Below are 25,003 nucleotides of genomic sequence, written 5' to 3'. Positions count from 1 at the left end.
CGGTGCCGGCCGGACGGGCACCCGGCCGGCCGCGTCCCTGGTCGACCGGTCACCGCGGCGGGTTTCCGGCCGAGGTTGTGTGCTCGGCCCCCCCAAGTGGATCACCGGGCGACTCGGCCGGTAGTGGATGCTCGCTCGTTCGGCGCCGGTGCCCGTGGACGATCGATATCGCCGGCGTCTGGTGGCGTTCTCGGACAAACCCTGCGGTAATCATTGCTGGTCCGCGATGATTACCGCAGCGGTTTCGTCCAGCAACCGCCCATTCATGAAGACTCACGCCACTACGCTGTGAGGGCGCTGGCCGATCTTGTAGGGTTCCGGCCAACAGTAGCGTGGTTTGGGGGTTGCGTTGACGCGCATGAAGTTACGACGATTCGGGCTCGTGTTGGCTGTCGTACTGGCGGCCGTCACAGGTAATGCCGGTGTGGCGTATACCGACCCGGCGCCGCCGGCCGCGGCGGTGGCGCTCAGGCTTCCTGCCCCGACCGGGCCGTATTCGGTGGGTGTCACCGAAGTGCATCTGGTCGATTCCGGCCGCGCTGACCCGTGGCATCCGGATCAGCGGCGGGAGTTGATGGTCCAAATCTGGTACCCCGCCGCCGTGGATCGCGGAGCGCCGGCGGCGCCATGGATGCCGTCCGGCGGCCGACAGGCGCAGAACGCCTATCTCGACGAACTCGGAGTACCCGAGGGAAGCTGGATTCTCGCGCCCAGCCACAGCCACCAGGACGCGCCCGCCCTGACCGGTCACGGCCGGTTTCCGATCCTGCTGAAATCCCCGGGAATGACCGACACCACCGGCTGGAGTACCGCCCAAGCCGAGGATCTCGCCGGCCACGGCTACGCGGTGGTGGCCATCAACCACACCCACGAAGCGTTCTCGGTCCACTTCCCCGACGGCCGGGAAACAGTGACCGAGGTGGCGCTGGACTCTCCGCAGGAAGTGCTGCGCGACCTCCTGTTACCGACCCGGGTCGCCGATACCCGGTTCGTGCTGGACCGGTTCGCCGAAGCCGCCGGCGGCCCCGACTCTCAACAGGTACTTCCGCCTGCACTGGCCGCCCGCCTGGATCTGTCGAAGGTCGGGATGTTCGGCCATTCACTCGGCGGATCGACTACCGCCCAGGCGATCCACGACGATCCCCGGATCCGCGCCGGAGCCAACCTCGACGGCCCCATCCTCGGCTCGGTCGCTACCGACGGCCTCGACCGGCCGCTGCTGATGCTGGCCAGTGGGAACTATCCGTGGTCGGATGACCCGGGCTGGCAGCCGGGCTGGCCGAACAACACCGGGCTGAAAATCCCGCTGCGTATGGAAGGCACCGAGCACATGTCCTTCTGCGACCAGCAAGCGATTCTGCCGCAACTCGCCGCGGCCGGTCTTTTACCCGCGGACACCGTGACCCGGACCGTTGGCGGTATCGACCCGGACCGGTCGATCGACCTGCAGCGCGACTATCTGCGCGCCTACTTCGACGCCGCCTTCGGACGGATCGGAACGGATATCGTCGGAACCATCACCAGCCTGGCGCAACCCGAAATGCTGCCCCACCCCTTACCCGATCGATTCGACACCGAGGTCGGCCTGTTCGGATCCGGCGGTCGGGGATGAGAGATTATCCGATGATCCCTGATCCTGCTGGGACGCTCACCCGGCCGGCGTCTGTGTGGGGGTGATACCAGGTAGAGCAGTCGTCCTTTGCTGTCTGTACCGACGCTGTGGTGCTGCATGCCGATCCGGGTCGCGACGCGTTGCGAGGCGGTGTTGTGTGGGCGGATGGTTGCCCAGATCCGCGGTATGCCGCTGGACAGTGCTTCGTCGAGGACAGCCTGAGCAGCTTCGCCGGCCAACCCCTGCCCCTGACGGGACAGGCGGATCTCGTAGCCGATTTCGGGCTCATCAGGGCCTGTGCGACCGGCGAACACGCCACAATTTCCCAGCAGTAGACCCGTGACGGACAGTTCACCAGCGCGGCCGGTTCCGCAGGCTGGTGCGTCGATGCCGTCCGGCAGAACCCGTCGTCGGCTACTGACATCGCGTGTCGCCTGTTCCTGACACGGTTGTCGTATCCGCAGGCCAGACCGCTGACATTTCCATGTCGTCCCAATAGTCGGCCGCCCGATGCCCGAATGTCCCACGGACACCGTATTTGGCAGGATCTTGCACGTGAACGTGTCACAAATTGTCTACAACGTCGTAGTCGTCACCCATCTGCTCGGTATGGCAGCGGTGGTCGGCGGATATGCCGCCGGTCGGCCCACCGTGAACGCGGTGATGGTCTGGGGTGCCCGGGCGCAGCTCATCACCGGGGTGGTGCTGGTCGGCCTGGCGGAGTCGTTGACCTCCCTGGACAAAGATCTGAACATGGTGAAGATCGGGGTCAAGCTGGTGATCTCCGTGCTGGTGGCCGCCTTCGCCGAAATGAGCCGGGCCGACGTCAAGCGCGGCAAGGATCCCACGTGGATGCCGGATGCCGCGGGCGGTCTGGCGATCGTGAATGTGCTGATCGCGGTGCTCTGGACCTGATCCGGATGGCCGATGCCGATGTCCGGCACCGGCATCGGCCACCGGCTCACGTTTCGAACAGGGTCTGGCCGATGTACTCGTCGGCGCCACGGGCTCCGGGCGGCACGGCGAACACCGCCGAGCCGATCGGAGTCGTCCAGACGTTGAGTGCGTCGAATTCGGCCAGCCGCTGCTGGACGGGCAGGAACTGGGTCAGCACATCGCGCTGGTAGGCGGCGAAGAGCAGGCCGGAATTCGAGATCGCAGCCGGGTCCGGGGCGTCGTCGTAGTTGTAGGCGCGCCGGAGGAATCGTTCACCGTCGTGCCGGTGATGGGCGCGGGCGATATGCGATGACGGTGGAATCACCGCGATCCCGTTCGCGTCCACCGCGGTGAAATCCGGTTCGTCGAATTCCTCCGTACCGGTCAGCGGTGCGCCGGTGCCGAGAGTCCGGCCGACGGTGAACTCCCGGGCGGCGGGGTCGATCTCGTCCCAGGTGTCCAACGTCATCGCTATCCGGCGCACTACGAGCGAGGTCCCCCCGGCAAGCCACGGGTGCGCGGCCCCGTCGTCCCACACCAGCCGATCGAAATCGGGACCGGACGTGAGATTCGCGGTGCCGTCGATCTGGCCCATCAGATTCCGGGGCGTGCCACCGGGCGGACCGTCCCGGAAGCCGCGCTGCACCCAGCGCACCGACATCAGCGATCGCACGCTCCGGCACAGCACCCGCACCGCGTGCGACACCGTCGTCTGCTCCTCGGCGCATACCTGCAACAGCAGGTCCCCGCCGCAGTAGCCGGGGTCGAGCCGGTCGATGGGAAACGGCGGTAACGGCGCCAGCCAGGGTGGGCGCCGCGCCTCGAGCCCACAGCGTTGGAAAACCGTGGCGCCCAGCCCGATCGTGACAGTGAGCCGGGCGGGCCGTGCGGCCAGTTCCGGTTCGGTATCGGCCAGGGCGGGCCGACCCTGGGTGAGACGGGCGGCGTCGTCGGTCCAGATCCGCAGGGCGCCCACGATATCGTCGCGCGCGGTCCCAGGACGCAGATCCATGGCGACGAAGGTGGCGTGGGCCTGCGGCGTGGTCGCGATTCCGGCCTGGTGGGCGCCGTGGAACGGTTCGGTCGCCGGGCCTGTGGCGCCGGACCCGCGCGCCCCGGCGAATACCGCCGCACCCACTCCGAGTCCCACCGCACCGGCGGCGCTGCCGCCGAGGAAGCGGCGCCGGGCCACCCCGGGCCGGGCGCGCTCAGTCACTGTGCGCGGGCGGTTGGGCCCCGCCGTCGGGCCGGTAGTCCTCCTGGTTACCGGAGAAATCACGCACCTGCGCGGTGAAGGTGGTGGCGGATCCGTCCGAGAAGGTCAGGGTGATCGGGGCATCGGTTCCGGTGCGCAGGGCACCGTGCAGGCCGATGAACATGATGTGCTCCCCGCCCGGCACCAGACTCAGTTCGCCGCGGGCCGGGATGACGAAGCCGCCTGCCCTGGGGCGCATGAACGGTGTTCCGCCGCTGTCGGTGGCCACTTCGTGCAATTCGACTGTGGCGGAGACCGGACTGCTCGCCGCGACGACCGTGACCTCCCGGTCGCCGGCATTGTGCAGTTCACCGAATGCGGCCGACATGCCGCTGTCGGCGGCCTTGGCCCACTGGTCGCTGATCGTCACCGAATCGGCGGCGGTGGCCGGGACGTCGCCTGCCGAAGAGCAGCCGAGGATCAGTAGTGGCGCCGCGGTCGCCGCGGCGACCGCGCGCAGGACACGGAAGGGGGAGGCGTCCGCAGGGGACGCCGGAGGACGAAATGGCATGGGTCTACTCCGATCGAGGACGGGATGTGCCGACGCGGCCGCAGCCCGGTACCGACGACGGTCGTCGGCGCACACCGGCGCCGACGCGGGCCGGTGTGCCGCGTCGTGCGGGGCAGTGGTGAACGGGCTTGTCGACGCGTGGTCGCCCGGGCACCGGATCCGGATACGGATCGGGGAGCCGCGGGCGAAAATGCTAGGCGGGCAGCAGGGGCGGTCCGCGGGTCCCGGACCCCGAGGACAGGAGTGGGTGCCGGGCCGCTCGCTGATCCGATTCCGCGACGGCTGTGGCGCGCGGGAGTGAGAAGCCGTGGAAGGCGTGCTCGCGCAGTGCTTTCTGCAGCCGCGAGACCGCCCAGCGGACGGCACGTTCCGCGGTATGGATGAGTACGGCGCCCACCGGAATCGCCAGCAGATGCGCCGCCAGCATCGGTGCATTCGGTATCACGCCGTGGTGGTGCCCCGGGGCGACGGCGAGCGCGCTGTGGCCGATCGTCTGCCCCAGCGCGAGCAGCGCCATCAGTGACACCGGTCCGTGTCCCGGGCGCAGCGAGAACGCCAGCGCACCGGCGAGCGCGCACCCGGCCGACAGCAGGACGGTCGCCGCGCATCCGAGCGTGACCACACCGCCACCGGCCGCGTGGGCGGCGATACTCACCGTCGCCGACGCCGCGCCCACGAACGCGCCGCGCAGGTGCGCGGGGGTCGGTCCGGAGGCTGGCACGCTTTGATACTACGCCCGGTCGTAGGGCATCGGTCACCGGCGCGGCCGGGGGAGAACCGCGGTGCCGGTGTGGGATCCGGCGGCCGGCACATACGGAGGACCCCGGGTATCACTGCGATACCCGGGGTCCGGTGGACGCGTTACCCGCTCAGCTCTGCAGCGCGGGTTCCCGGCGAGGGAATTCGCCGAACTCTGCCTCGTCGATCCGGTCCGGCTCGTCACCGGAGCCCATCGGGTCGAGCTCCGGATCGATATCGATCGTGCGGCGCAGCGGGCGGTTCGGCAACAGTGTGGTCGCCAGGAGCGCGACCGCCGCCGCGACCGCGGCGATCAGGAAGATCCGGCCGGTCGCGTCGCCGTAGGAGGTGCGCACGATGGTGGCGACCGGTGCGGGCAGGCTGTCCAGATCGAGATTGCTGCCGCCACCCGAGGAGGTCTGGATACCCAGCCGGGCGAATCCCTGGGCCGACAACTCGCCGACCCGGGTCGCCAGGACCGAACCCAGCACCGAGACCCCGATGGCGCCGCCGAAGGTGCGGAAGAAGGCGACGTTGCTGGAGGCCGCGCCGATATCGTGCACACTCACGGTGTTCTGTACGGCCAGGACCAGGTTCTGCATCATCATGCCGACGCCCAGGCCCACCACCGCGATGTACGCGCCGACCAGCCATAGGTTGGTTTCGTGGTCGAGCGCGGAGAGCAGCGCGAAGCCGAATACGAGCAGTGTGGCGCCGCCGACGACGAATCCCTTCCACTTACCGAACCGGGTGATCAGCTGGCCCGAGGCCACCGAGGAGACGAGCATGCCCGCGACCATCGGGATGGTCAGGATGCCGGCGATCGTCGGTGAATAACCGCGCGAGGTCTGGAAGTACTGGCCGAGGAAGGTGGTCGCACCGAACATGCCGATACCCACCGCGACGGAGGCGATGATCGCCAGACCGGTGGTGCGCTCGGTGACGATCCGCAGCGGCACGATCGGCGACTTCGCGCGTGCCTCCACCCAGGCGGTCGCCGCGAGCAGTGCCACGCCCGCCGCCACGTACAGCAGCGATTCCCGGGAGAACCACTCGTAGTAGCCGGCCTTCCCCGCGAAGGAGACCCAGATCAGCAGAATCGAGACACCGGCGGTCATCAGGACGGCGCCGAGCCAGTCGATGGACACATCGTCCTTACGCTCGGTGGGCAGCCGGAGCGTGCGCTGCAGCAGGAACAGTGCGATGAGCGCGAGCGGTACGCAGACGAAGAAGCACCAGCGCCAGCCGAGCGGGCTGTCCACGATGACGCCTCCGAGAATGGGTCCGCCCGACATGGATACCGCCATCACCGCGCCCATATAACCGGAGTACCGGCCGCGTTCCCGCGGTGCGACGATACTGCCGATGATGGCGACGACGAGCGCGGTCAGCCCGCCCATCCCGATGCCCTGGACGACGCGGGCGGTCAGCAACAGCGTCACATCGTGGGCGAACCCGGCGAGGACCGAGCCCGCCACGAAGATGACGATGGCCGTCTGGACCAGGACCTTCTTGTTGAAAAGGTCGGCGAGTTTGCCCCAGATCGGGGTGGACGCCGCGTTGGCCAGCAGCGCGGTGGTGATCACCCATGCGTAGGCGGTCTGCGAAGCCTGTAGATCGCCGATGATCGTGGGCAACGCGGTCGCCACGATCGTGGTACTGAGCAGCGCGGTGAACAGTGCGGCCAGCAGCCCGGTGAGCGATTCCAGGACCTCACGGTGGCTCATCGCGTAGGGGTCCCGCCGCGTCACCGCCTCGACTGGACTAGACATCTATTTCCTGACTTTCTTTGGATTCCGGCTCGTGTTGTTCGGTGACGCTGCGCTGCGTATCCGCCGACGATGAGCTGTGCGGAAGTTTCTGGTTGTCGGTCGCGGCGTCGCGACTGTCCCGGGCGATGAGTCGGCTCCGGAGAATGTGCAGGATCTGGTGGGCGTGTTCGGCGTCGTCCACGGTCCAATCGGCCAAGACCTCCTGCAGGCCCCGGACCCGTGATTCCCGGATCCGGGCCAGTAGTTCGTGGCCGGCGGGGGAGACCTCGACGCGGATGGCTCGTCCGTCGCTGGGATCGGTATTGCGCAGGACGTAACCGTCGGCGACCAGTTCGGTGATGTGCCGGCTCATGGCCGAGGCGCTGATACCTATCTGGGTGGCCAGGTCGACCTGCCGGCACGGGCCGGCCGATTCCAGGTTGACCAGGACGCTGATCCCGCCCGGCAGCAGCCGGCCTTCCTCGGGTTGCGCGAGGGATCGGCGGAGCGCTCGACTGATGAGGAACAGTTCGTCGAGGATGCCCTGTGCGGTGTCGGGGGGAACTCCCATGCGTGCTCCAGACCTTATTAGTTGCTTGCGCTAATCAACTATAAGTTTGTTGCTTGTGCTAATCAACAAATAGAAGGTGTGCGCGTGCCCACATATGGATCGGGGACAACGCGCGCTTGGGCGAAGTACACGCCCGAGTTCCGCCGTCATTCACCGCGTACGGCCCATCGTGACCCTGTGGTTCGATCCGCGGTCGGCGGCTCTACGTGATATGACTCCGTGGTTTCGGGCAGTCACGCGGTCTGCCGCGCCAGTGCCCCGCAGACCGTGGCCCTCCCGTCCGCCGGCGCCGCTGTCTGACCGCGGGTTCATACGACATGCCGCGGCGGCGCGGGCTGCGCGATGCGATACCGCGACGGCGCCGGTCGCCTACCGCCGTCTGTGGTCGGCGAGCCACGCGTCAGTGGGGAGCTGCCGCCGGGTGCTGGACCGGATCCGCCCGGAGCCGAAGTCGCCGCGTGGTCGGCAGGATCCTCCCGGCCGAGCGCGGCGATCCGGAAACCGGAGGCGGAGGACTTCGGTCTACCGCACGAATTCCCCGGCACGGCCGGCGAGATCCAGCAGTGGTTGCGGAAGGATGCCGAAGATCAGCGTGGCCAGCGCCGCGATTCCCGCCACCGTGGTCGCCGCGGGTGGACCGGCGACCACGGGTGGGTCGGCCGGCGGATCGGTGAAGAACATCAACACGATCACCCGGACATAGAAGAACGCGGCGACCGCACTGGCCAGGACACCGACGATCACCAGCAGACCGGCGTCACTGCCGGCCGCGGCCTGGAATACCGCGAACTTCGCGACGAATCCCGCCGTGATCGGGATACCCGCGAACGACAGGAGCAGGAGCGCGAACATGGTGGCTAGCCACGGGGCCCGGCGGCCCAGCCCGGCCCAGCGCGCCAGCGCCGTCGCCTCCGTCCCGTCGGCGTCGCGCACCATGCTCACGATCGCGAAGGCGCCCAGGGTGCCCAGGCCGTAGACGAACAGATAGAACAGAGTCGCGGCGATGCCGCGGGCGTCGGCGGCGACCAGCGCGGTGAGCAGGAACCCGGTATGCGCGATGGACGAGTAGGCGAGCATCCGCTTCATATCGGTCTGCGTGATCGCCAGGATCGCGCCGACCACCATGGTGGCCACCGCGACGGCCGCCAGTACCGGCCGCCAGTCGTCGGCGATATCCGCCACACCGACGGACAGCACACGCAGCAGGGCGCCCAGCGCGGCGATCTTGGTCGCCGCCGCCATGAACGCGGTGATCGGCGTCGGTGCGCCCTGGTACACATCGGGCACCCATGCCTGGAACGGCACCGCGCCGACCTTGAACAGCAGACCCACGGCCAGCATGGCCACACCCAGCAGCGCCAGGGTCGGCGTGCCGGTCTCGGCGGCGAGCGCGTCGGCGATTCCGGCAAGCCGGACCGTGCCGGTCTGGCCGTAGAGCAACGCGACCCCGTACAGGAAGAACGCCGAGGAGAACGCGCCCAGCAGGAAGTACTTGAGCGCCGCTTCCTGGGAGAGCAGCCGGCGCCGCCGGGCCAGACCGCACAGCAGGTACAGCGGCAAAGACAGCACCTCGAGCGCGACGAACATGGTGAGCAGATCGTTGGCGGCCGGGAACAGCAGCAGACCGCCCAGCGCCAGCATCAGCAGCGGGAAGACCTCGGTGGGTGTGATGCCCGCGGTCGCGGCCGACCGCTCGGCCCCGCTGCCCGGGACGGCGGAGGCCTGCGGGGTGAAGGCGTCCATTCCATAGTCGGGGGTCGCGGCGGCGCGGCTCCAGGTCCCTGGACCGGAGCGCGGCCGGGGCAGCGGCCCGCGTTCGGCGACGAACAGTACCGACAGGATGCCGACGATCAGCAGAGTGCCCTGCAGGAAAAGAGTGACCCCGTCGACCGCGACCGCGCCGACCGCGGCCGTCGTCGCGGTCCCGGACAGCAGAAGTACAGCGACCAGGGCGGCCCCCAGGGCCGCCAAGGTCAGGACCAGCTGTACGGGATACCGCCACGGGCGCGGGAAGAACGCGTCCACCAGTACACCCACCACGGCCGCGCCGAACACGATGAGGATCGGCGCCAGCACGTGGTATTCGATACTCGGCGCCGGTACGGTCGCGGCCAGGACCGCGCCGGCGGACAACTCAGCGCTCATGATGCACACCTCCGGGGTTCGCCGCCTCCGGCCGGGCCGGGACCGGCGGTGCGGGATCGACACTGCCGACCGTGGTGAGGGTCTGGGTCACCGCCGGGTCGATGAAATCCAGTACCGGCTTCGGATAGACGCCGAAGAAGATCAGGGCACCGAGTAACGGCACCACGACCACGAGTTCGCGCGGCACCAAATCACGGATACGTTCGCTGCCCTCGCGTACCGGCCCCGTCATCATCCGCTGGTACAGCCACAGCACATAGATCGCCGCCAGGACCAGCGCGGCGGCGGCGATCACCGCGGCCACCCGATACCTGCTGAATGTGCCGATCAGAACCAGGAATTCGCTGACGAACGGGGCGAGTCCGGGCAGGGAGAGGGTGGCCAGACCGGCGATGAAGAACGTGCCGGCCAGTACCGGCGCCACTTTCTGCACTCCGCCGTAGTCGGCGATCAGCCGGCTGCCGCGCCGCGAGACCAGGAAACCGGCCACCAGGAACAGCGCCGCCGTGGACAGGCCGTGATTGACCATGTAGAGGGTCGCGCCGGTCTGGGCCTGACTGGTCATGGCGAAGATACCGAGCACGATGAAACCGAAATGCGAGATGGAAGTGTAGGCGATAAGGCGCATCACATCGGTCTGGCCGATGGCCAGCAGCGCACCGTAGAGGATGCCGATCACGGCCAGCGTGATCACCAGCGGCGCGTAGGTGTCGACCGCGGTGGGGAACAACAGCAGACAGTAACGCAGCATCCCGAAGGTGCCGACCTTGTCGACCACCGCCATCATCAGCACCGCGCTCGCCGGGGTCGCCGAGACGGCGGCGTCCGGCAGCCAGGTGTGCAGCGGCCACAGCGGCGCCTTGACCGCGAACGCGAACATGAAACCGAGGAACAGGGCGTTGAGCACCGCCGGCCCGGCGCCGAGCTGTCCGGAGTTGGCGGCCGCGACGACCGTGCGCAGGTCGAAGGTGCCGGCGCCGTCCGCGCCGAGATCCTGCTGGACGGTGAGGACATAGAGGCCGATCACCGCGGCGAGCATGATCAGGCCGCCGAAGAGGTTGTAGAGGAGGAATTTGACCGCGGCGCGGGAACGCTGCTGCCGGACCTGGGCATCGTCGGTACGTGGCCCGAAACCGCCGATGAGGAAGTACATCGGGATCAGCATTGCCTCGAAGAAGACGTAGAACAGCAGGATGTCCAGGGACAGGAACGACACCAGCACCATCGCCTCCACCAGGAGGGTGAGCGCGATATAGGTGTGTGCCACCCGTTTCCCGGTGCCGACCTCGCGGTCGTCGTGCCAGCCGGCGATGACCAGCAGCGGGACCAGACCCGCCGTGAGCAGCACCAGGACCAGCGCGATCCCGTCCACGCCGAGGGTGTACCCGGCGCCGAACGCCGGTATCCAGGTGTGGGATTCGACGAACTGGAACTGCTCGCCGCCGGGTTGGAAGGCCGCTGCCACCCCCAGCGCCACACCGAACGTGGCCACGGTGAACAGCAGCCCGACCCAGCGGGCCAGTAGTCGCTGCGCGGCCGGCAGCGAGAGTACGACCGCCGCGCCCACCACGGGCAACAGCCAGAGCACGGACAACCAGGGCACGGCGCTCACCAGATCCTCACGGCCAGCAGGGCTGCGGCCACCAGGGCCGCGCCGGCGAACATGGACAGGGCATACGAACGGACGAAACCGGTCTGGATCCGGCGGGCCCGTGCGGACAGACCGCCGATGACGGCGGCGGTGCCGTTGACGAGCCCGTCGATCCCGCGGTTGTCGAGGAAGACCAGGGCGCGGGTCAGGTGGCGGCCGGGCCGCATGAAGGCGGCCTCGTTGACGGTGTCTCCGTAGAGATCGCGGCGCGCGGCCACGGTCAGCGCGGTCACCTCCCGCGGTGCGGTGTCGGGCACCGCGCTGCGCCCGTACTGCCGGTAGGCGACCGCTACGCCCACCGCCACCACCGCGAGGGCGAGCCCGGTGATCACCGGTACCGGAAGCATCGGTTCACCGTGGTGCTCGCCGACGACCGGTGCCAGCCAGTTCTGCAGCGAGGATCCCCAGACGAAAACCGCTCCGGCGCCGATGGATCCGAGTGCCAGCAGGATCATCGGACCCGTCATCACGGCGGGGGATTCGTGCGGGTGGGTATCGGGCTTCCAGCGGCGTGCGCCGAAGAAGGTCAGCAGCATCACCCGCGTCATATAGAAGGCGGTGAGTCCAGCGCCGAGCAGCGTGACGGTGCCCAGGATCGGACCGGCGGCGCCTTCGGCGGCGAAGGCCGCTTCGATGATGCGGTCCTTGGAGAAGAACCCGGCGAACGGCGGCACACCGATGATGGCGAGATATCCGAGACCGAAAGTGATGTAGGTGATCGGCAGCAGGGTGCGCAACCCGCCGTAGCGCCGCATATCGGTTTCGTCGTTCATGGCGTGCATGACCGAACCCGCTCCGAGGAACAGGCCGGCCTTGAAGAAGCCGTGGGTCAGCAGATGCATGATGGCCACCGCGTAGCCCGCGGGACCGAGGCCGACGGCCAGCACCATGTAGCCGATCTGGCTCATGGTGGAGGCGGCCAGCGCCTTCTTGATGTCGTCTTTGGCACAACCGATGATCGCGCCGAACAACAGGGTCACCGCACCGACCACCACCACCGCGACCCGGGCGGTGGGCGCGAGATCGTAGAGCGGATTCGAGCGGGCGATCAGGTACACACCCGCGGTGACCATGGTGGCGGCATGGATGAGCGCCGACACCGGGGTGGGGCCCTCCATGGCGTCCCCGAGCCACGATTGCAGTGGTACCTGGGCGGATTTACCGCAGGCGGCCAGCAGCAGGAACAGGCCGACGGCGGTCAGTATGGCGTCGCTCGCCCCCGGGGCGGCGGCGAACACCGCACCGAAATCGAGGGATCCGAAGGTGGCGAACATGATCATCATGGCGATCGCCAGGCCCATATCGCCGACCCGGTTGACCACGAATGCCTTCTTGGCGGCCGTGGCCGCCGTCGGTTTGTGGTACCAGAATCCGATCAGCAGATATGAGGCCAGACCGACGCCCTCCCAGCCCAGATACAGCACCAGGTAGTTGTTCGCCAGTACCAGCAGCAGCATGGCCGCGAGGAACAGGTTCAGGTAGGCGAAGAACCGGCGGCGGCCGGGATCGTGGCTCATGTATCCGACGGAGTAGATGTGGATGAGCGAGCCGACGCCGGTGATGAGCAGGGCGAAACAGATGGACAGCTGGTCCAGTGCGAGCGCGAAGTCGACGCGCAGCCCGGCTATCGGGACCCAGCTGAACAGATCCAGTGCCACCGCGCGATCGGCGCCGGAACGGCCGAGCATCCCGAGGAAGGCGAGCACCGCCACCACGAACGAGGCCAGTGCGGTCATGGTGGCGAGCAGATGACCCCATGCGTCGGAGCGACGCCCGGTCAGCAGCAGTACGGCGGCGCCGGCCAGCGGCAGGGCGGGCAGCAACCACAGTGTTGCGGTATCCACGTCAGTGTCCTCTCGACATGTTCGGGAGCGCTGCGTGGTGACGCTGCGCTGCCTCCTCCGCGCTTGACCCGAACATGTCAGGTCCTTTCGGCATGTTCGGGAGCGCTGCGTGGTGACGCTGCGCTACCGTCTCCGTGTTTGACCCGAGCACGTCAGAACTTCAGCAGGTTGGCGTCGTCGACCGAGGTCGAGCGGCGGGCACGGAAGATGGTGACGATGATGGCCAGACCGACCACGACCTCGGCCGCGGCGACCACCATGGTGAAGAAGGCGAAGACCTGGCCGTCGAGATTCGCGTGCATCCGCGCGAAGGTGACGAACGCGAGGTTCACCGCATTGAGCATGAGCTCGATGCACATGAAGACGATGATCGCGTTACGTCGCAGCAGCACGCCCGCGGCGCCGATGGTGAACAGTAGCGCGGACAGGAACAGATAGTTCTCGGGATTCACCGGATACCTTCCTCGTCGGCCGGGCGGGTGGCGCGGGCGTCGTCGGGTCCGGGGGTGGACGCGGAGCCGACCGAGAGCACCGCCGCATCGGTGAGTGCCTGGGTGCGGCGGTGTCGCAGAATGGTCGACACCGACAGCTCCTCGAAGGATCCGTCCGGGAGCCGCGCCGGGATGTCCACCGCGTTGTGCCGGGCGTAGACACCGGGAGTGGGCAGCGGGGTGGGCCGGTGCCCGGCGTCGCGGAACCGCCGGCGCGACAGTTCCCGCTGGCCGAGTTTCGGACCGAACTTCTCCCGATGCGCCAGCAACATGGCACCGATGGTGGCGGCGATCAACAGGGCGCCGGTGAGTTCGAAGGCCCAGACGTAGCGGACGAAGATCAGTTCGGCCAACGCGCCGATCACGTCACGACCGGGGAAACCGGTGGCGGGGAATTCGATACCGGAATTGCGGACGCCGTGCGCGATACCCGTGCACAGCAGGATCCCGAAGCCGACGCCGACCACTCCGGCGGCGATCCGCTGCCCGCGCAGCGTCTCCCGCAGCGATTCCGCCGAATCGACGCCCACCAGCATCAGGACGAACAGGAACAGCATCATCACCGCGCCGGTGTACACCACGATCTGCACGACTCCGAGGAACAGCGCGTCCTGAGCGATGTAGAACACCGCCAGCGTGATCATGGTGGCCGCCAGACAGATCGCCGAGTGCACGGCCTTGGCCGCGAAGACCATACCGAGCGCGCCGAGCACCGCCAGCGGTGCGAGGATCCAGAACTGGACCGTTTCACCCGTGCCGGCCGCGGTCAGCGGGGCGGCGGCCAGCAGGGCTGTTTCGGTGCCGGTCATCGCTTGCCTCCCGGCGCGGTCTCGGCGGTGGGCCGCTGTGTCACGGGGCCCACCCGGCCGAGGTAGTAGTCGGCTTCCGTGCTACCCGGCTGCATCTCGTGCGGCGGGGCCTGCATCTCCGGCTCCAGCGGGGCGAGTAACCGGTCCTTCTCGTAGATGAGATCGGCGCGGTTGTCGTCGGTGAGTTCGTACTCGTTGGTCATCGTCAGCGCCCGGGTCGGGCATGCCTCGATGCACAGGCCGCAACCGATACAGCGCAGATAGTTGATCTGATATACCCGCCCATAGCGTTCACCGGGGGAGAAGCGCTCCTCGTCGGTATTGTCGGCGCCTTCGACGTAGATCGCGTCCGCTGGGCAGGCCCAGGCGCACAGCTCACAGCCGATGCATTTCTCCAGGCCGTCGGGATGCCGGTTGAGCTGGTGGCGTCCGTGGTAGCGCGGCGCGGTGGGGACCTTCTCCTCGGGATAGAACTCGGTATTGGGCTTCTTGAACATGGTGAGCGCGGTGACCGCGAAACCCGCCAGCGGTTCGAAGAGCCCGGGGGACGAGGTGATGGTCGAGGTCCGCTCCGGCAACGGCGGGGTCGGGAATCCCAGGAACACCTGGTTTCCCCCCGGGGTACCCGGTACAGCGCTCCCCACCGGTAGATCGTCCTCGGGACCGAACTCGGGCGCGGTGGCCGGTGCGTTTCCGGCCCGCAGGAACAGCCCGATCAGGAGCCCGGTGAGCAGCAGGCCACCGATCACCAGAATCGGGGTGCGCACGGGGTATCCCTCGAGATCGAGAACCCGCGCGGTGGCCACCACCATCACCCAGGCCAGCGAGGTCGGGATGAGCAGTTTCCAGCCCAGGCTCATGAACTGGTCGTAGCGCAGCCGCGGCAGCGTCCCGCGCAGCCAGATGAACACGAACAGGAACATCCAGACCTTGGCGGTGAACCACAGCAGCGGCCACCAGCCCGAATTCGCGCCCTCCCACAGGTTGACGGGGAACGGGGCCCGCCAGCCGCCGAGGAACATGGTGGTCGCCAGCGCCGAGACCGTCGCCATGTTCACGTACTCGGCGAGCATGAACATCGCGAACTTCAGCGAGGAGTACTCGGTGTGGAACCCGCCGACGAGCTCGCCCTCGGCCTCGGGCAGGTCGAACGGCGCCCGGTTGGTCTCCCCGACCATGGAGATGCAGTAGATGAGGAACGACGGCAACAGCAGGAATACATACCAGGTGGGCTGCTGGGCGGCGATGATGCCGGAGGTCGCCATGGTGCCACCGAGCAGGAACACCGCCCCGAAGCAGAGCGCCATGGAGATCTCGTAGGAGATCACCTGCGCGGTGGAGCGTAGCCCGCCCAGCAGGGGATAGGTGGAGCCCGAGGCCCAGCCGGCCAGCACGATCCCGTACACACCGATCGAGGTGACCGCGAGGATATAGAGAACACCGACGTGTAGATCGGTGAGCTGCAGGGCGGTTCGCTGCCCCAGGATCGAGACCTCCGGTCCGAACGGGATCACGGCGAAGGCCAGGACGGCCGAGACGACCGAGATGATCGGCGCGAGCACGAAGATGGGTTTGTCCACGATCGCGGGGACGATATCTTCCTTGAACGCCATCTTCACGCCGTCGGCGGCGCTCTGCAGCAATCCCTTGGGGCCCACGCGGTTGGGTCCGACCCGCATCTGCATCCAGGCCACGACCTTGCGTTCGATCAGCACCCCGAACAGCACGGTCAGCAGCAGGAATACGAAAATGGCGACGGCTTTTGCGGCGACCAGCCACAGCGGGTCGTGACCGAAGAGGGACAGATCAGTCATGGTCGGATACCTCCGTCCGCTGGTCGGCGCGTCGTAGGGTCACGACGTCGCCCGGTCGGGCGCCGAGATCGGTGTGGATCGAGCATCCGGGTGAGTTCATGGGAAGCCATACCACCCGGTCCGGCATGTCGGTGACGACCAGCGGCAGAGTCACGGCGCCGTGCGGGGTGGTGACGGTGATCGGATCACCCTCGGCCGCCCCCGCCTCCGCCGCGGTCGCCGCCGACAACCTGGCCACCGGCAGGCGCGCGATACCGGCCAGATTCGCTTCGCCGTCCTGCATCCGGCCCCGGTCCAGCAGCATCCGCCAGCTCGCCAGCACCGCGGTACCGGGTTCGGGGCGGACGGGCGGCGCGGCCGGCCGTCCGGGGGGTGCGACCGTGGCGCCGGTCCAGGGACCGAGACGGTCGAGTTCGGCCCGTGCGGCGGCGGTATCGGGAAGACCGAGCGTTACTCCCACTTCCGCCGCCAGACTGTGCAGCACCCGCAGATCGGACAGCGGTGCGGCGGTGCGGCGCACCGTGCTGGCGGTCAGCGCCGCGGCGAACGGACGTGGGCGGCCCTCCCAGGTGCGGAATGTGCCGGATTTCTCCATCGCCGTGGCCACCGGGAACACGACGTCGGCGTATGCGGTGACTTCACTGTGCCGCTGTTCCAGCGAGATCACGAAATCGGCGGCCCGCAGGGTGGCCCGCGCCGCGGTGGGATCGGGCAGGTCGGCGAGTTCGATACCGCCGACCACCAGCGTGCCCACCGTCGCGGTGCCGTCGAGAACCGAAGCGGTATCCCGGCCGGGAGAATCGGGCAGATCGGTGACACCCCAGATCTCGGCCACCTGCTGCCGGGCGTCGGGGTCGGTGACGGGCCGGCCCCCCGGGAGCAGACCGGGTAGCGCGCCGGCCTCCACCGCGCCGCGTTCGCCGGCCCGCCGCGGCACCCAGGCGAGCGCGGCGCCGGTATCGGCGGCGAGCCGGATCGCCGCCGACAGCGCACCGGGGGCGGTCGCCAGCCGTTCGCCGACCAGGATCACCGCGCCGGGTTCCCGCAGCAACCGCGCCGGGCCGGGTTCGGCGCCGGGTTCGATCAGCTCGGTGAGGATCCGGGCCTCGCTGCCGGGGACCGCCGGGACCAGAGTGCCGGACATCCGTTCCAGCCCGCGCGACGCGTGGGCGGCGATCGAGAACACCGGCACCCCGCCGGTCCGGGCCGCTTTACGCAGCCGCAGGTAGACGATGGGCGATTCCTCCTCCGGTTCGAACCCCGCCAGGAGCACGACCGGTGCCTTCTCCAGACTGTCGTAGGTGACGGTGCCGGTGTGCCCGGCGACCCAAGCGCCCAGGAATTCCGCTTCCTCCGCCGTCTGGGCCCGGGCTCGGAAGTCGATATTGTTGGTGCCCAGTACCGTCCGCGCGAATTTGGCGTACGCGTACGCCTCCTCCTCGGTGATCCGGCCGCCGGGCAGCACCGCCGCGTTACCCACGCCGGCGCGCAGACCGCGCGCGGCGGCCGCGAGCGCCTCGGACCACGAGCACGGTGTCAGCGCCCCGTCGGCGCCGCGCAGCAGCGGGTCGGTGATCCGATCGCGTTCACCGGTGTAGGCGAATGCCCAGCGTCCCTTGTCGCAGTTCCATTCCTCGTTGACCTCGGGATCGTCGCCGGCCAGTCGGCGTAGGACCTTTCCGCGTCGGTGGTCGGTGCGCTGGGCGCAACCGGAGGCGCAGTGCTCGCAGACATTCGGGCTGGAAACCAGGTCGAACGGGCGGGCCCGGAACCGGTAGCTGGTACCGGTGAGGGCACCGACCGGGCAGATCTGCACGGTGTTACCGGAGAAGTACGAATCGAGCGGCTCGTGCGCGGCGGTCCCGACCTGCTGTAGCGCGCCGCGATCGAGTAGCTCGATGAACGGGTCCCCGGCGATCTGCTGGGAGAAACGGGTACAGCGCGCGCACAGCACGCACCGTTCACGATCGAGCAGGACCGCGGTCGACAGTGGAATCGGTTTCGGGTACTTGCGCTTCTCCCCGTCGAAGCGGGTCTCCGCCCGTCCGGTGGACATGGCCTGATTCTGCAGCGGGCACTCCCCACCTTTGTCGCAGACCGGGCAGTCGAGCGGATGGTTGATCAGCAGCAGTTCCATCACACCCTGCTGCGCTTTCTCCGCGGCCGCGGAATCGAGCTGGGTGTGCGCCACCATGCCCTCGGTGACCGTCATGGTGCAGGAGGCCACAGGTTTTCGCTGACCTTCGACCTCCACCAGGCACTGCCGGCAGGCACCGACCGGGGCGAGTAGCGGATGATCGCAGAACCGGGGGATCTGGATACCGATCAGTTCGGCGGCGCGAATGAGCAGGGTGCCGGCCGGGACGGCGACGGTGATGCCGTCGATCGTGACGGTGACCAGGTCGGCCGGCTGTAGATCGGCGGAATCGGAACGGACGGTGGCGGTCATCGGATCCCCTCTCCGGCCGCGGATCCGGCCCAGGCGGTCGTGCGGGCCGGATCGAACGGGCAGCCGCCGTGTGTCATATGCGCGAGGTATTCGTCGCGGAAGTACTTCAGCGAGGACATGATGGGGCTGGCCGCGCCGTCGCCGAGCGCGCAGAAGGACTTGCCGTTGATGTTGTCGGCGATATCCAGAAGTTTGTCCAGGTCGGTGGGTGTGCCCTGGCCCGATTCGAGCCGGGTCAGTAGTTGGACCAGCCAGTACGTACCCTCCCGGCACGGGGTGCACTTACCGCAGGATTCGTGGGCGTAGAACTCGGTCCAGCGCAGTACCGCACGGACCACGCAGGTGGTGTCGTCGAAGATCTGCAGTGCCTTGGTACCCAGCATCGATCCCTGCGCCATCACATTCTCGTAATCCAAGGGCACATCGAGATGTTCGGCGGTGAACAGCGGGGTCGAGGAACCGCCGGGCGTCCAGAACTTCAGCTCCCGCCCCGCGCGGACCCCGCCCGCGTACCCGAGCAGTTCGCGCAGCGTGATGCCGAGCGGCGCCTCGTACTGGCCGGGCCTCGCGATATGCCCGGACAGCGAGTACAGCGTGAAACCGGGTGATTTCTCGCTGCCCATGGAGCGGAACCAGGCGGGGCCGTTGCGGATTATCGGCGGCACACTGGCGATGGATTCGACATTGTTCACCACGGTCGGGCTGGCGTACAGACCCGCGACCGCCGGGAACGGCGGGCGTAACCGGGGCTGTCCGCGCCGGCCCTCCAGCGAATCCAGCAGGGCGGTCTCCTCACCGCAGATGTAGGCGCCGGCGCCGGCATGCACGGTGAGCTCCAGATCGTAGCCGGAGCCGAGGATATCGCGGCCCAGCAGCCCGGCGGCGTAGGCGTCGGCGACCGCGGCCTGCAGCCGGCGCAGTACCGGCACCACCTCACCGCGCAGATAGATGAAGGCGTGCGCGGCGCGAATGGCATAGGCGGCGATGATCACCCCCTCGATGAGCGAATGCGGCGCCGCGAGCATGAGCGGGATGTCCTTGCAGGTGCCCGGTTCGGACTCGTCCGCGTTCACCACCAGGTAGTGCGGTTTCGTCGAGCCGTCGGGTTCGGGGCCCTGCGGTATGAAACCCCATTTCATACCGGTCGGGAACCCGGCCCCGCCGCGGCCGCGCAGCCCGGCGTCCTTGACCGTGGTGATCACCTGGTCCGGCGTCATGCCGAGCGCGATCGGCAGCGCTTCGTATCCCCGGTGGGCCCGGTAGGTGTCGAGGGTCCAGGAATTCGGCAGATTCCAGTACTTGCTGAGGACGGGCGTCAGGGTCATCGGGCACCCTCTTCGTCCGGTACCTCCGGGGCCCGCATACCCTGCTCGCGCGCGGTTTCCAGGCCGGTGAGCGTCGGGGCGCCCGGCTCTCCGTCGAGTACGCCGGGCCGGGTGTCCGGAAATCCGGCGAGTATCCGCGCGGTGTCCCGGAAGGTACACAGCGGCGCGCCGCGGGTCGGGGTGACAGTACGGCCCGCGCGGAGTGCGTCCACCAGTTCACGGGCCGATCCCGGGGTCTGGTTGTCGAAGAACTCCCAGTTCACCATGATCACCGGCGCGTAATCGCAGGCCGCGTTGCATTCGATGTGCTCGAGGGTGATCGCTCCGTCGTCGGTGGTCTCGCCGTGCGCGATCCCCAGGTGTTCGCGCAGTTCCGCGAGGATGGCATCGCCCCCGAGGACCGCGCACAGGGTGTTGGTGCAGACGCCCACGTGGTAGTCGCCGGTGGGGGTGCGCCGGTACATGGAGTAGAAGGTGGCGACGGCGGTCACCTCGGCACCGGTGAGCCCGAGCAACTCCGCGCAGAACTCGATTCCGGTACTGCTGACATAGCCCTCTTCCGACTGCACCAGGTGGAGTAGCGGTAGCAGCGCCGAGCGGGGCTGCGGGTACCGTGCGATGATCTCCTTCGCGTCCGGTTCGAGCCGGGCGCGGACATCGTCGGGGTAGGGCTGCGGCCGAACACTCAGGCGCAACAGGATCTCGCTCATCGCTTCTCCTTCGAAGCCGGTGCGTGCGGTCCACGGCGGGGGCGGAGGTCTCGCCTCATGGGAGCTCCCTCCGAGCCGGCAGAAGCCGTTCGGTGGCGGCGATATCGCCCCTCATCGGTCCACACCGCCCATCACCGGATCGATACTGGCGACGGCCGCGATCACATCGGCGACCATGCCGCCCTCACACATCGCCGCCACGGCCTGGAGGTTGGTGAAGGAGGGATCGCGATAGTGCACGCGGTAGGGCCGTGTACCGCCGTCGCTGACCATATGGACACCGAGTTCGCCGCGTGGCGACTCCACCGCCTCGTAGACCTGCCCCGGCGGCACCCGGATGCCCTCGGTGACCAGCTTGAAGTGGTGGATGAGCCCCTCCATCGACGTTCCCATGATCTTGCCGATGTGCTGTGGCGAATTGCCCAGACCGTCCGCGCCCAGCTTCAGATCCGCGGGCCAGGCGATCTTCTTGTCCGCCACCATCACCGGTCCCGGCCGCAAGCGGTCCAGGCACTGTTCGACGATCGCCAGGGACTGCTTCATCTCCTCGATCCGGATGAGGTAGCGGCCGTAGCAGTCGCAGGTGTCGGTGGTGGGGACGGTGAATTCATAGGTGTCGTACCCGCAGTAGGGCATGGCCTTGCGCAGATCGTGCGGCAGACCGGTGGAGCGCAGGACCGGGCCGGTGACGCCGAGCGCGATACAACCGGTCAGATCGAGGTAGCCGATGTTCTGGGTGCGTGCCTTGAAGATCGGGTTGTGGGTGAGCAGGTGCTCCATATCCCGCAATCGTTTCGGCATCAGCGCCAGCAGGTCGCGCACCTTGCCGACCGCGTCGCCGGGCAGGTCCTGGGCGATACCCCCGGGCCGGATGTACGCGTGGTTCATCCGCAGGCCGGTGATGTTCTCGAAGACGTCGAGGATCAGCTCGCGTTCCCGGAAGCCGAACAGCATCGGGGTCAGCGCGCCCAGTTCCATTCCCCCGGTCGCCAGCGCCACCAGATGCGAGGAGATGCGGTTGAGCTCCATCAGCAGCACCCGGATCACGGTGGCGCGCTCGGGGATGTCGTCGGTGATACCCAGCAGCCGCTCCACCCCGAGGCAGAAGGCGGTCTCGTTGAAGAAGGGGGACAGGTAGTCCATCCGGGTGACGAAGGTGACGCCCTGGGCCCAGGCGCGGAATTCGAGATTCTTCTCGATGCCGGTGTGCAGGTAGCCGATACCGCACCGGGCCTCGACGACCGTTTCACCCTCGATCTCCAGGATGAGCCGCAAAACCCCGTGCGTGGACGGATGCTGCGGGCCCATATTGACGACGATGCGTTCCTCACCCGCGCCGCGCAGGGCATCGGCGACCTCGTCCCAGTCCTGGCCGGCGACCGTCAGTACCTGTTCGGCCGGGTCCGCGCCACTGCGGCCGGCCGCCGTCGGGGCGGTGCCGGAGTCGTCGTTGTCCGGCCCGCCGGATACTCCGGGCCGGTAATCGATCTCGCTCATCAGCTGTATGCCCTCCGCTCATCGGGCGGCGGTATGCGCGCGCCCTTGTACTCGACCGGTATCCCGCCCAGCGGGTAGTCCTTGCGCTGCGGGTGACCGCGCCAGTCGTCGGGCATGGTGATGCGGGTCAGTGAGGGATGCCCGTCGAACAAGATGCCGAAGAAGTCGTAGGTCTCCCGTTCGTGCCAGTCGCAGGTCGGATACACCCGGTACAGCGACGGGATATGTGGATCGGTGTCCGGTGCGGACACCTCGAGCCGCAGCCGGCGGCCGTGCGTGATCGAATTCAGGTGATAGACCGCGCGGAGTTCCCGGCCGGATTCGTCCGGGTAGTGCACCCCGTTCACCCCGAGGCACAGTTCGAACCGCAGCCCGGGATCGTCGCGCAGCACCCGCGCCACCGCGACCAGCTGGTCGCGGTCGACGTGCAGGGTGAGCTCGCCACGGTCCACCACGACCTTCTCGATCGCGGTATCGAACGCGGGGCCGGACGCCAGGGCCGCGCGCAGCAGGTCGACCACGGTGTCGAAATAGCTCCCGTAGGGCGGTGCGCTGCCGCCCGGAAGCGCGACCCGGTGGACAAGGCGCCCATAGCCGGAGGTGTCACCGCTGCCGGAGATGCCGAACATACCCCGGCGCACCCCGATGACCTCGTCCTCGGGGCCGGTCGGCTGTTCGGGTTCCGCAGCGCGGCTGTCGGTGGAGCCCGGGCCCTCGGTGCTCATCGCAGCAGCCCTTCCATCCGGATGGTCGGGGTGGCCGCCAGCGCCGCCGCCTCGGCGGCGCGGATCGCCTCGTCCCGGTTCACCCCCATCGGGGTCGCCTGGATTTTCTCGTGCAACGCGAGGATGGCATTGAGCAGCATCTCCGGCCGCGGCGGACAGCCCGGTAGGTAGATATCGACGGGGACCACATGATCCACGCCCTGCACGATGGCGTAGTTGTTGAACATGCCACCGGAGGAGGCGCACACCCCCATCGCCAGTACCCATTTCGGTTCGGTCATCTGGTCGTAGACCTGACGGAGTACCGGCGCCATCTTCTGACTCACCCGCCCGGCCACGATCATCAGATCGGCCTGCCGCGGTGAGGCACGGAAGACCTCCATACCGAAACGCGCCGAATCGAATCTGCCACCGCCGGTGGCCATCATCTCGATCGCGCAGCAGGCCAGGCCGAAGGTGGCCGGCCACACCGACCCCTTGCGCATGTATCCCGCCATGGCTTCGACCGTGCTGAGCACGAAACCACTGGGCAGTTTCTCTTCCAAACCCATGTCCGACTACTCCCTGGATATCGGCCCGCGCCGGGCGCGGTGCGGCTGATCGGAGGTTCGCGGCTCAGTCCCAGCTGAGGCCGCCGCGCCGCCATTCGTAGGCGTAGGCGACCGAGACATTGACGATGAACAGTGCCATCGCGGCCAGTCCGAACACCCCGAGCGCATCGATATGGACCGCCCACGGGTAGAGGAACACGATCTCGATATCGAAGATGATGAACAGCATCGCGGTGAGGTAGTACTTCACCGGAAAACGTTGGCCGGTGACATTTCCCGCGCCTCCGGCCGTCGCATGCGGGGTGGGTTCGATACCGCATTCGTAGGCCTGTAACTTGGCGCGGTTGTAGCGTTTGGGGCCGATGAGGCCGGCGATCAGGATCGAGATCACCGCGAAGGCGGCGGCGACCGCGCCGAGGACCAGTATCGGCAGTTCGGTGTTCACGACTGCGCTTCCCCTCCTTGCGAACTGGAACCCCGCGGTGGTGCCACCGGGTTCCGCGAACGGGGTCGGCGGTCGATGGGTATTCCCCACGCCGCCGGATCGTCCCCGGAATCGACACAGGGGTGGGGGAGGATCAGTCGACGCGGGTTATATGTCATCTCCCGCGCTCATGTGAGCTAAAGCACAGCCTACAACTGTCGTGGCAGGACGAACGCGGATTCGGAGATGGCTTTGATCGAATTCGCGACTGAGATTTATGAGCGAATGAACCTAATCAGCGCTCAGGCAGCCGGGCGCCGGCGCAACAGATCGACCACGATCTCGGTGAGCCGCAGTGGGTCGATCGGATGGGTGGCGACGGCTTCGGCCCGTGACCAGTTCGCCAGCCAGGCATCGTCGGCGCGCCCGGCGAGCACGACCAGCGGCGGGCAGCCGCGGATCTCGTCCTTGAGCTGTTTGGCCAGGCCCATCCCGCCCACCGGCGCGGATTCCCCGTCCAGGACGGCGAGATCGGCCGCGCCGGCATCCATCCGCTCCAATACCACCGGGGCCGTGGCCACCTCGAGGTACTCCAGCGGCGGTAGATCCGGATGCGGCCGGCGGCCGAGCGCCAGCATCACCTGACCCCGGGTGTCGGCGTCGTTGCTGTAGACCAGGACCCGCAGCACGGCGGGAGGATTCGCATCGGCCACGTTCGCATGGTACGTCCGCGACCACGGGATGCGTGGCAGCTTGGCCCAGATAGGATGCTCCGGTGACGGACGAGCTGGTCGGGGAACTCATCGATACGGTCGCCTGGGTCCTCATCGTGGACGGGCGGATACTGTGCGCACGTCCGCGCGGTAAGGACGTGTTCTATATTCCGGGCGGAAAACGGGAAGCCGGCGAATCCGACGAGCAGACGTTGCTGCGCGAGGTCACCGAGGAACTCACCGTCGCGCTGGTACCGCAGACGGTCGAGCCGGTGGGGGTCTACGAAGCGGTCGACGGCGGCGCGCGGGTCCGGATGAGCTGTTATCGGGCGGACTATCGCGGAACACTCACCGCGAGCAGTGAGATCACCGAACTCGCGTGGTTCGGCTTCGGCGACCGGTCGCGGGTGCCGCCGGTGGACCAGCTGCTGTTCGATGAGCTTCACGCGGCGGGCCACCTGGCAGCCTGACCCGGCGGGCG

At 68.1% G+C, this 25,003-nt stretch carries 22 protein-coding genes and 1 pseudogene; 3 read left to right on the top strand and 20 right to left on the bottom strand.

All coding sequences use genetic code 11. From position 1 onward, the window contains the following. The first annotated feature begins 358 nt into the window (after nt 1-358). A complete protein-coding gene (locus NGR01S_RS05410) occupies nt 359-1,612 on the top strand; it encodes an alpha/beta hydrolase family protein (protein WP_084480402.1) in 1,254 nt (417 codons plus the stop codon). A 173-nt stretch (nt 1,613-1,785) separates the two neighbouring features. On the opposite strand, the pseudogene NGR01S_RS33125 reads toward NGR01S_RS05410, so the two are convergent. Beyond that, a pseudogene (locus NGR01S_RS33125) lies at nt 1,786-1,926 on the bottom strand (hypothetical protein); the annotation flags it as partial. Between the two features lie 295 nt (nt 1,927-2,221). Between NGR01S_RS33125 and NGR01S_RS05400 the strand changes: the two are divergent. After that, on the top strand, nt 2,222-2,527 hold the full coding sequence (locus NGR01S_RS05400) for a hypothetical protein (protein WP_174551666.1): 306 nt from the start codon (nt 2,222-2,224) through the stop codon (nt 2,525-2,527). Nucleotides 2,528-2,573: 46 nt separating this feature from the next. Here NGR01S_RS05400 and NGR01S_RS05395 read toward each other — a convergent pair whose 3' ends face one another. The 19 genes from NGR01S_RS05395 to NGR01S_RS05305 all read right to left on the bottom strand — a co-directional run bounded on the left by NGR01S_RS05395 (nt 2,574) and on the right by NGR01S_RS05305 (nt 24,522). Then, complete coding sequence (locus NGR01S_RS05395) at nt 2,574-3,764, bottom strand: Dyp-type peroxidase (RefSeq protein ID WP_063035070.1); 1,191 nt, start codon at nt 3,762-3,764, stop codon at nt 2,574-2,576. Next, nucleotides 3,757-4,263 (bottom strand): copper chaperone PCu(A)C, encoded by a 507-nt coding sequence (locus NGR01S_RS05390; protein ID WP_063035175.1) that lies wholly within the window; start codon nt 4,261-4,263, stop codon nt 3,757-3,759. Before NGR01S_RS05390 ends, NGR01S_RS05395 begins: the two co-directional genes overlap by 8 nt. Before the next feature lie 244 nt (nt 4,264-4,507). Further along, nucleotides 4,508-5,035 (bottom strand): hypothetical protein, encoded by a 528-nt coding sequence (locus NGR01S_RS05385; RefSeq protein ID WP_245664444.1) that lies wholly within the window; start codon nt 5,033-5,035, stop codon nt 4,508-4,510. Nucleotides 5,036-5,183: 148 nt separating this feature from the next. Next, nucleotides 5,184-6,824, bottom strand: a complete 1,641-nt coding sequence (locus NGR01S_RS05380; RefSeq protein WP_245664443.1) for an MDR family MFS transporter — start codon at nt 6,822-6,824, stop codon at nt 5,184-5,186. Then, a complete protein-coding gene (locus NGR01S_RS05375; protein WP_063035068.1) occupies nt 6,817-7,374 on the bottom strand; it encodes a MarR family winged helix-turn-helix transcriptional regulator in 558 nt (185 codons plus the stop codon). The genes NGR01S_RS05380 and NGR01S_RS05375 overlap by 8 nt, the downstream gene beginning before the upstream one ends. Before the next feature lie 522 nt (nt 7,375-7,896). Next, nucleotides 7,897-9,519 carry an NADH-quinone oxidoreductase subunit NuoN gene (gene nuoN / locus NGR01S_RS05370; protein ID WP_063035173.1) on the bottom strand — a complete coding sequence of 541 codons (1,623 nt, stop codon included), beginning with the start codon at nt 9,517-9,519 and terminating at the stop codon, nt 7,897-7,899. Then, nucleotides 9,509-11,131: an NADH-quinone oxidoreductase subunit M gene (locus NGR01S_RS05365; protein WP_063035067.1), complete on the bottom strand. Its 1,623-nt coding sequence runs from the start codon at nt 11,129-11,131 to the stop codon at nt 9,509-9,511. The genes nuoN and NGR01S_RS05365 overlap by 11 nt, the downstream gene beginning before the upstream one ends. Further along, nucleotides 11,128-13,014: an NADH-quinone oxidoreductase subunit L gene (gene nuoL / locus NGR01S_RS05360; RefSeq protein WP_063035066.1), complete on the bottom strand. Its 1,887-nt coding sequence runs from the start codon at nt 13,012-13,014 to the stop codon at nt 11,128-11,130. Before nuoL ends, NGR01S_RS05365 begins: the two co-directional genes overlap by 4 nt. Before the next feature lie 152 nt (nt 13,015-13,166). After that, the gene (gene nuoK, locus NGR01S_RS05355; RefSeq protein WP_030519458.1) at nt 13,167-13,466 is read right to left on the bottom strand and encodes an NADH-quinone oxidoreductase subunit NuoK; all 300 of its coding nucleotides are present in this window, start codon (nt 13,464-13,466) and stop codon (nt 13,167-13,169) included. Next, the gene (locus tag NGR01S_RS05350) at nt 13,463-14,314 is read right to left on the bottom strand and encodes an NADH-quinone oxidoreductase subunit J (protein ID WP_063035065.1); all 852 of its coding nucleotides are present in this window, start codon (nt 14,312-14,314) and stop codon (nt 13,463-13,465) included. Before NGR01S_RS05350 ends, nuoK begins: the two co-directional genes overlap by 4 nt. Next, nucleotides 14,311-16,128, bottom strand: coding sequence for an NADH-quinone oxidoreductase subunit NuoH (gene nuoH / locus NGR01S_RS05345; protein ID WP_063035064.1), 1,818 nt, complete (start codon nt 16,126-16,128; stop codon nt 14,311-14,313). The genes NGR01S_RS05350 and nuoH overlap by 4 nt, the downstream gene beginning before the upstream one ends. After that, on the bottom strand, nt 16,121-18,577 hold the full coding sequence (locus tag NGR01S_RS05340) for an NADH-quinone oxidoreductase subunit G (protein ID WP_063035063.1): 2,457 nt from the start codon (nt 18,575-18,577) through the stop codon (nt 16,121-16,123). Before NGR01S_RS05340 ends, nuoH begins: the two co-directional genes overlap by 8 nt. After that, nucleotides 18,574-19,902: an NADH-quinone oxidoreductase subunit NuoF gene (gene nuoF, locus NGR01S_RS05335; protein ID WP_063035062.1), complete on the bottom strand. Its 1,329-nt coding sequence runs from the start codon at nt 19,900-19,902 to the stop codon at nt 18,574-18,576. Before nuoF ends, NGR01S_RS05340 begins: the two co-directional genes overlap by 4 nt. After that, a complete protein-coding gene (nuoE, locus tag NGR01S_RS05330) occupies nt 19,899-20,612 on the bottom strand; it encodes an NADH-quinone oxidoreductase subunit NuoE (protein WP_063035061.1) in 714 nt (237 codons plus the stop codon). Before nuoE ends, nuoF begins: the two co-directional genes overlap by 4 nt. A 111-nt stretch (nt 20,613-20,723) precedes the next feature. Then, the gene (locus NGR01S_RS05325) at nt 20,724-22,109 is read right to left on the bottom strand and encodes an NADH-quinone oxidoreductase subunit D (protein WP_084480400.1); all 1,386 of its coding nucleotides are present in this window, start codon (nt 22,107-22,109) and stop codon (nt 20,724-20,726) included. Then, complete coding sequence (locus NGR01S_RS05320) at nt 22,109-22,834, bottom strand: NADH-quinone oxidoreductase subunit C (RefSeq protein ID WP_063035060.1); 726 nt, start codon at nt 22,832-22,834, stop codon at nt 22,109-22,111. The genes NGR01S_RS05325 and NGR01S_RS05320 overlap by 1 nt, the downstream gene beginning before the upstream one ends. Beyond that, complete coding sequence (locus NGR01S_RS05315; RefSeq protein WP_039824617.1) at nt 22,831-23,385, bottom strand: NuoB/complex I 20 kDa subunit family protein; 555 nt, start codon at nt 23,383-23,385, stop codon at nt 22,831-22,833. Before NGR01S_RS05315 ends, NGR01S_RS05320 begins: the two co-directional genes overlap by 4 nt. Nucleotides 23,386-23,449: 64 nt before the next feature. Further along, nucleotides 23,450-23,830, bottom strand: a complete 381-nt coding sequence (locus NGR01S_RS05310) for an NADH-quinone oxidoreductase subunit A (protein WP_063035059.1) — start codon at nt 23,828-23,830, stop codon at nt 23,450-23,452. Between the two features lie 281 nt (nt 23,831-24,111). Further along, nucleotides 24,112-24,522 (bottom strand): Rv3143 family two-component system response regulator, encoded by a 411-nt coding sequence (locus NGR01S_RS05305; RefSeq protein ID WP_063035058.1) that lies wholly within the window; start codon nt 24,520-24,522, stop codon nt 24,112-24,114. Between the two features lie 62 nt (nt 24,523-24,584). Here NGR01S_RS05305 and NGR01S_RS05300 point away from each other — a divergent pair, with 62 nt between their 5' ends. Next, nucleotides 24,585-24,992 (top strand): NUDIX hydrolase, encoded by a 408-nt coding sequence (locus NGR01S_RS05300; protein ID WP_084480399.1) that lies wholly within the window; start codon nt 24,585-24,587, stop codon nt 24,990-24,992. The last annotated feature ends 11 nt before the right edge of the window (nt 24,993-25,003 follow it).

Source organism: Nocardia grenadensis NBRC 108939, from assembly GCF_001613445.1.
Taxonomy (GTDB): domain Bacteria; phylum Actinomycetota; class Actinomycetes; order Mycobacteriales; family Mycobacteriaceae; genus Nocardia; species Nocardia grenadensis.
The sequence above is the reverse complement of the archived record's forward strand: the minus strand, read 5'-3'. Positions and strand labels throughout refer to the sequence as shown.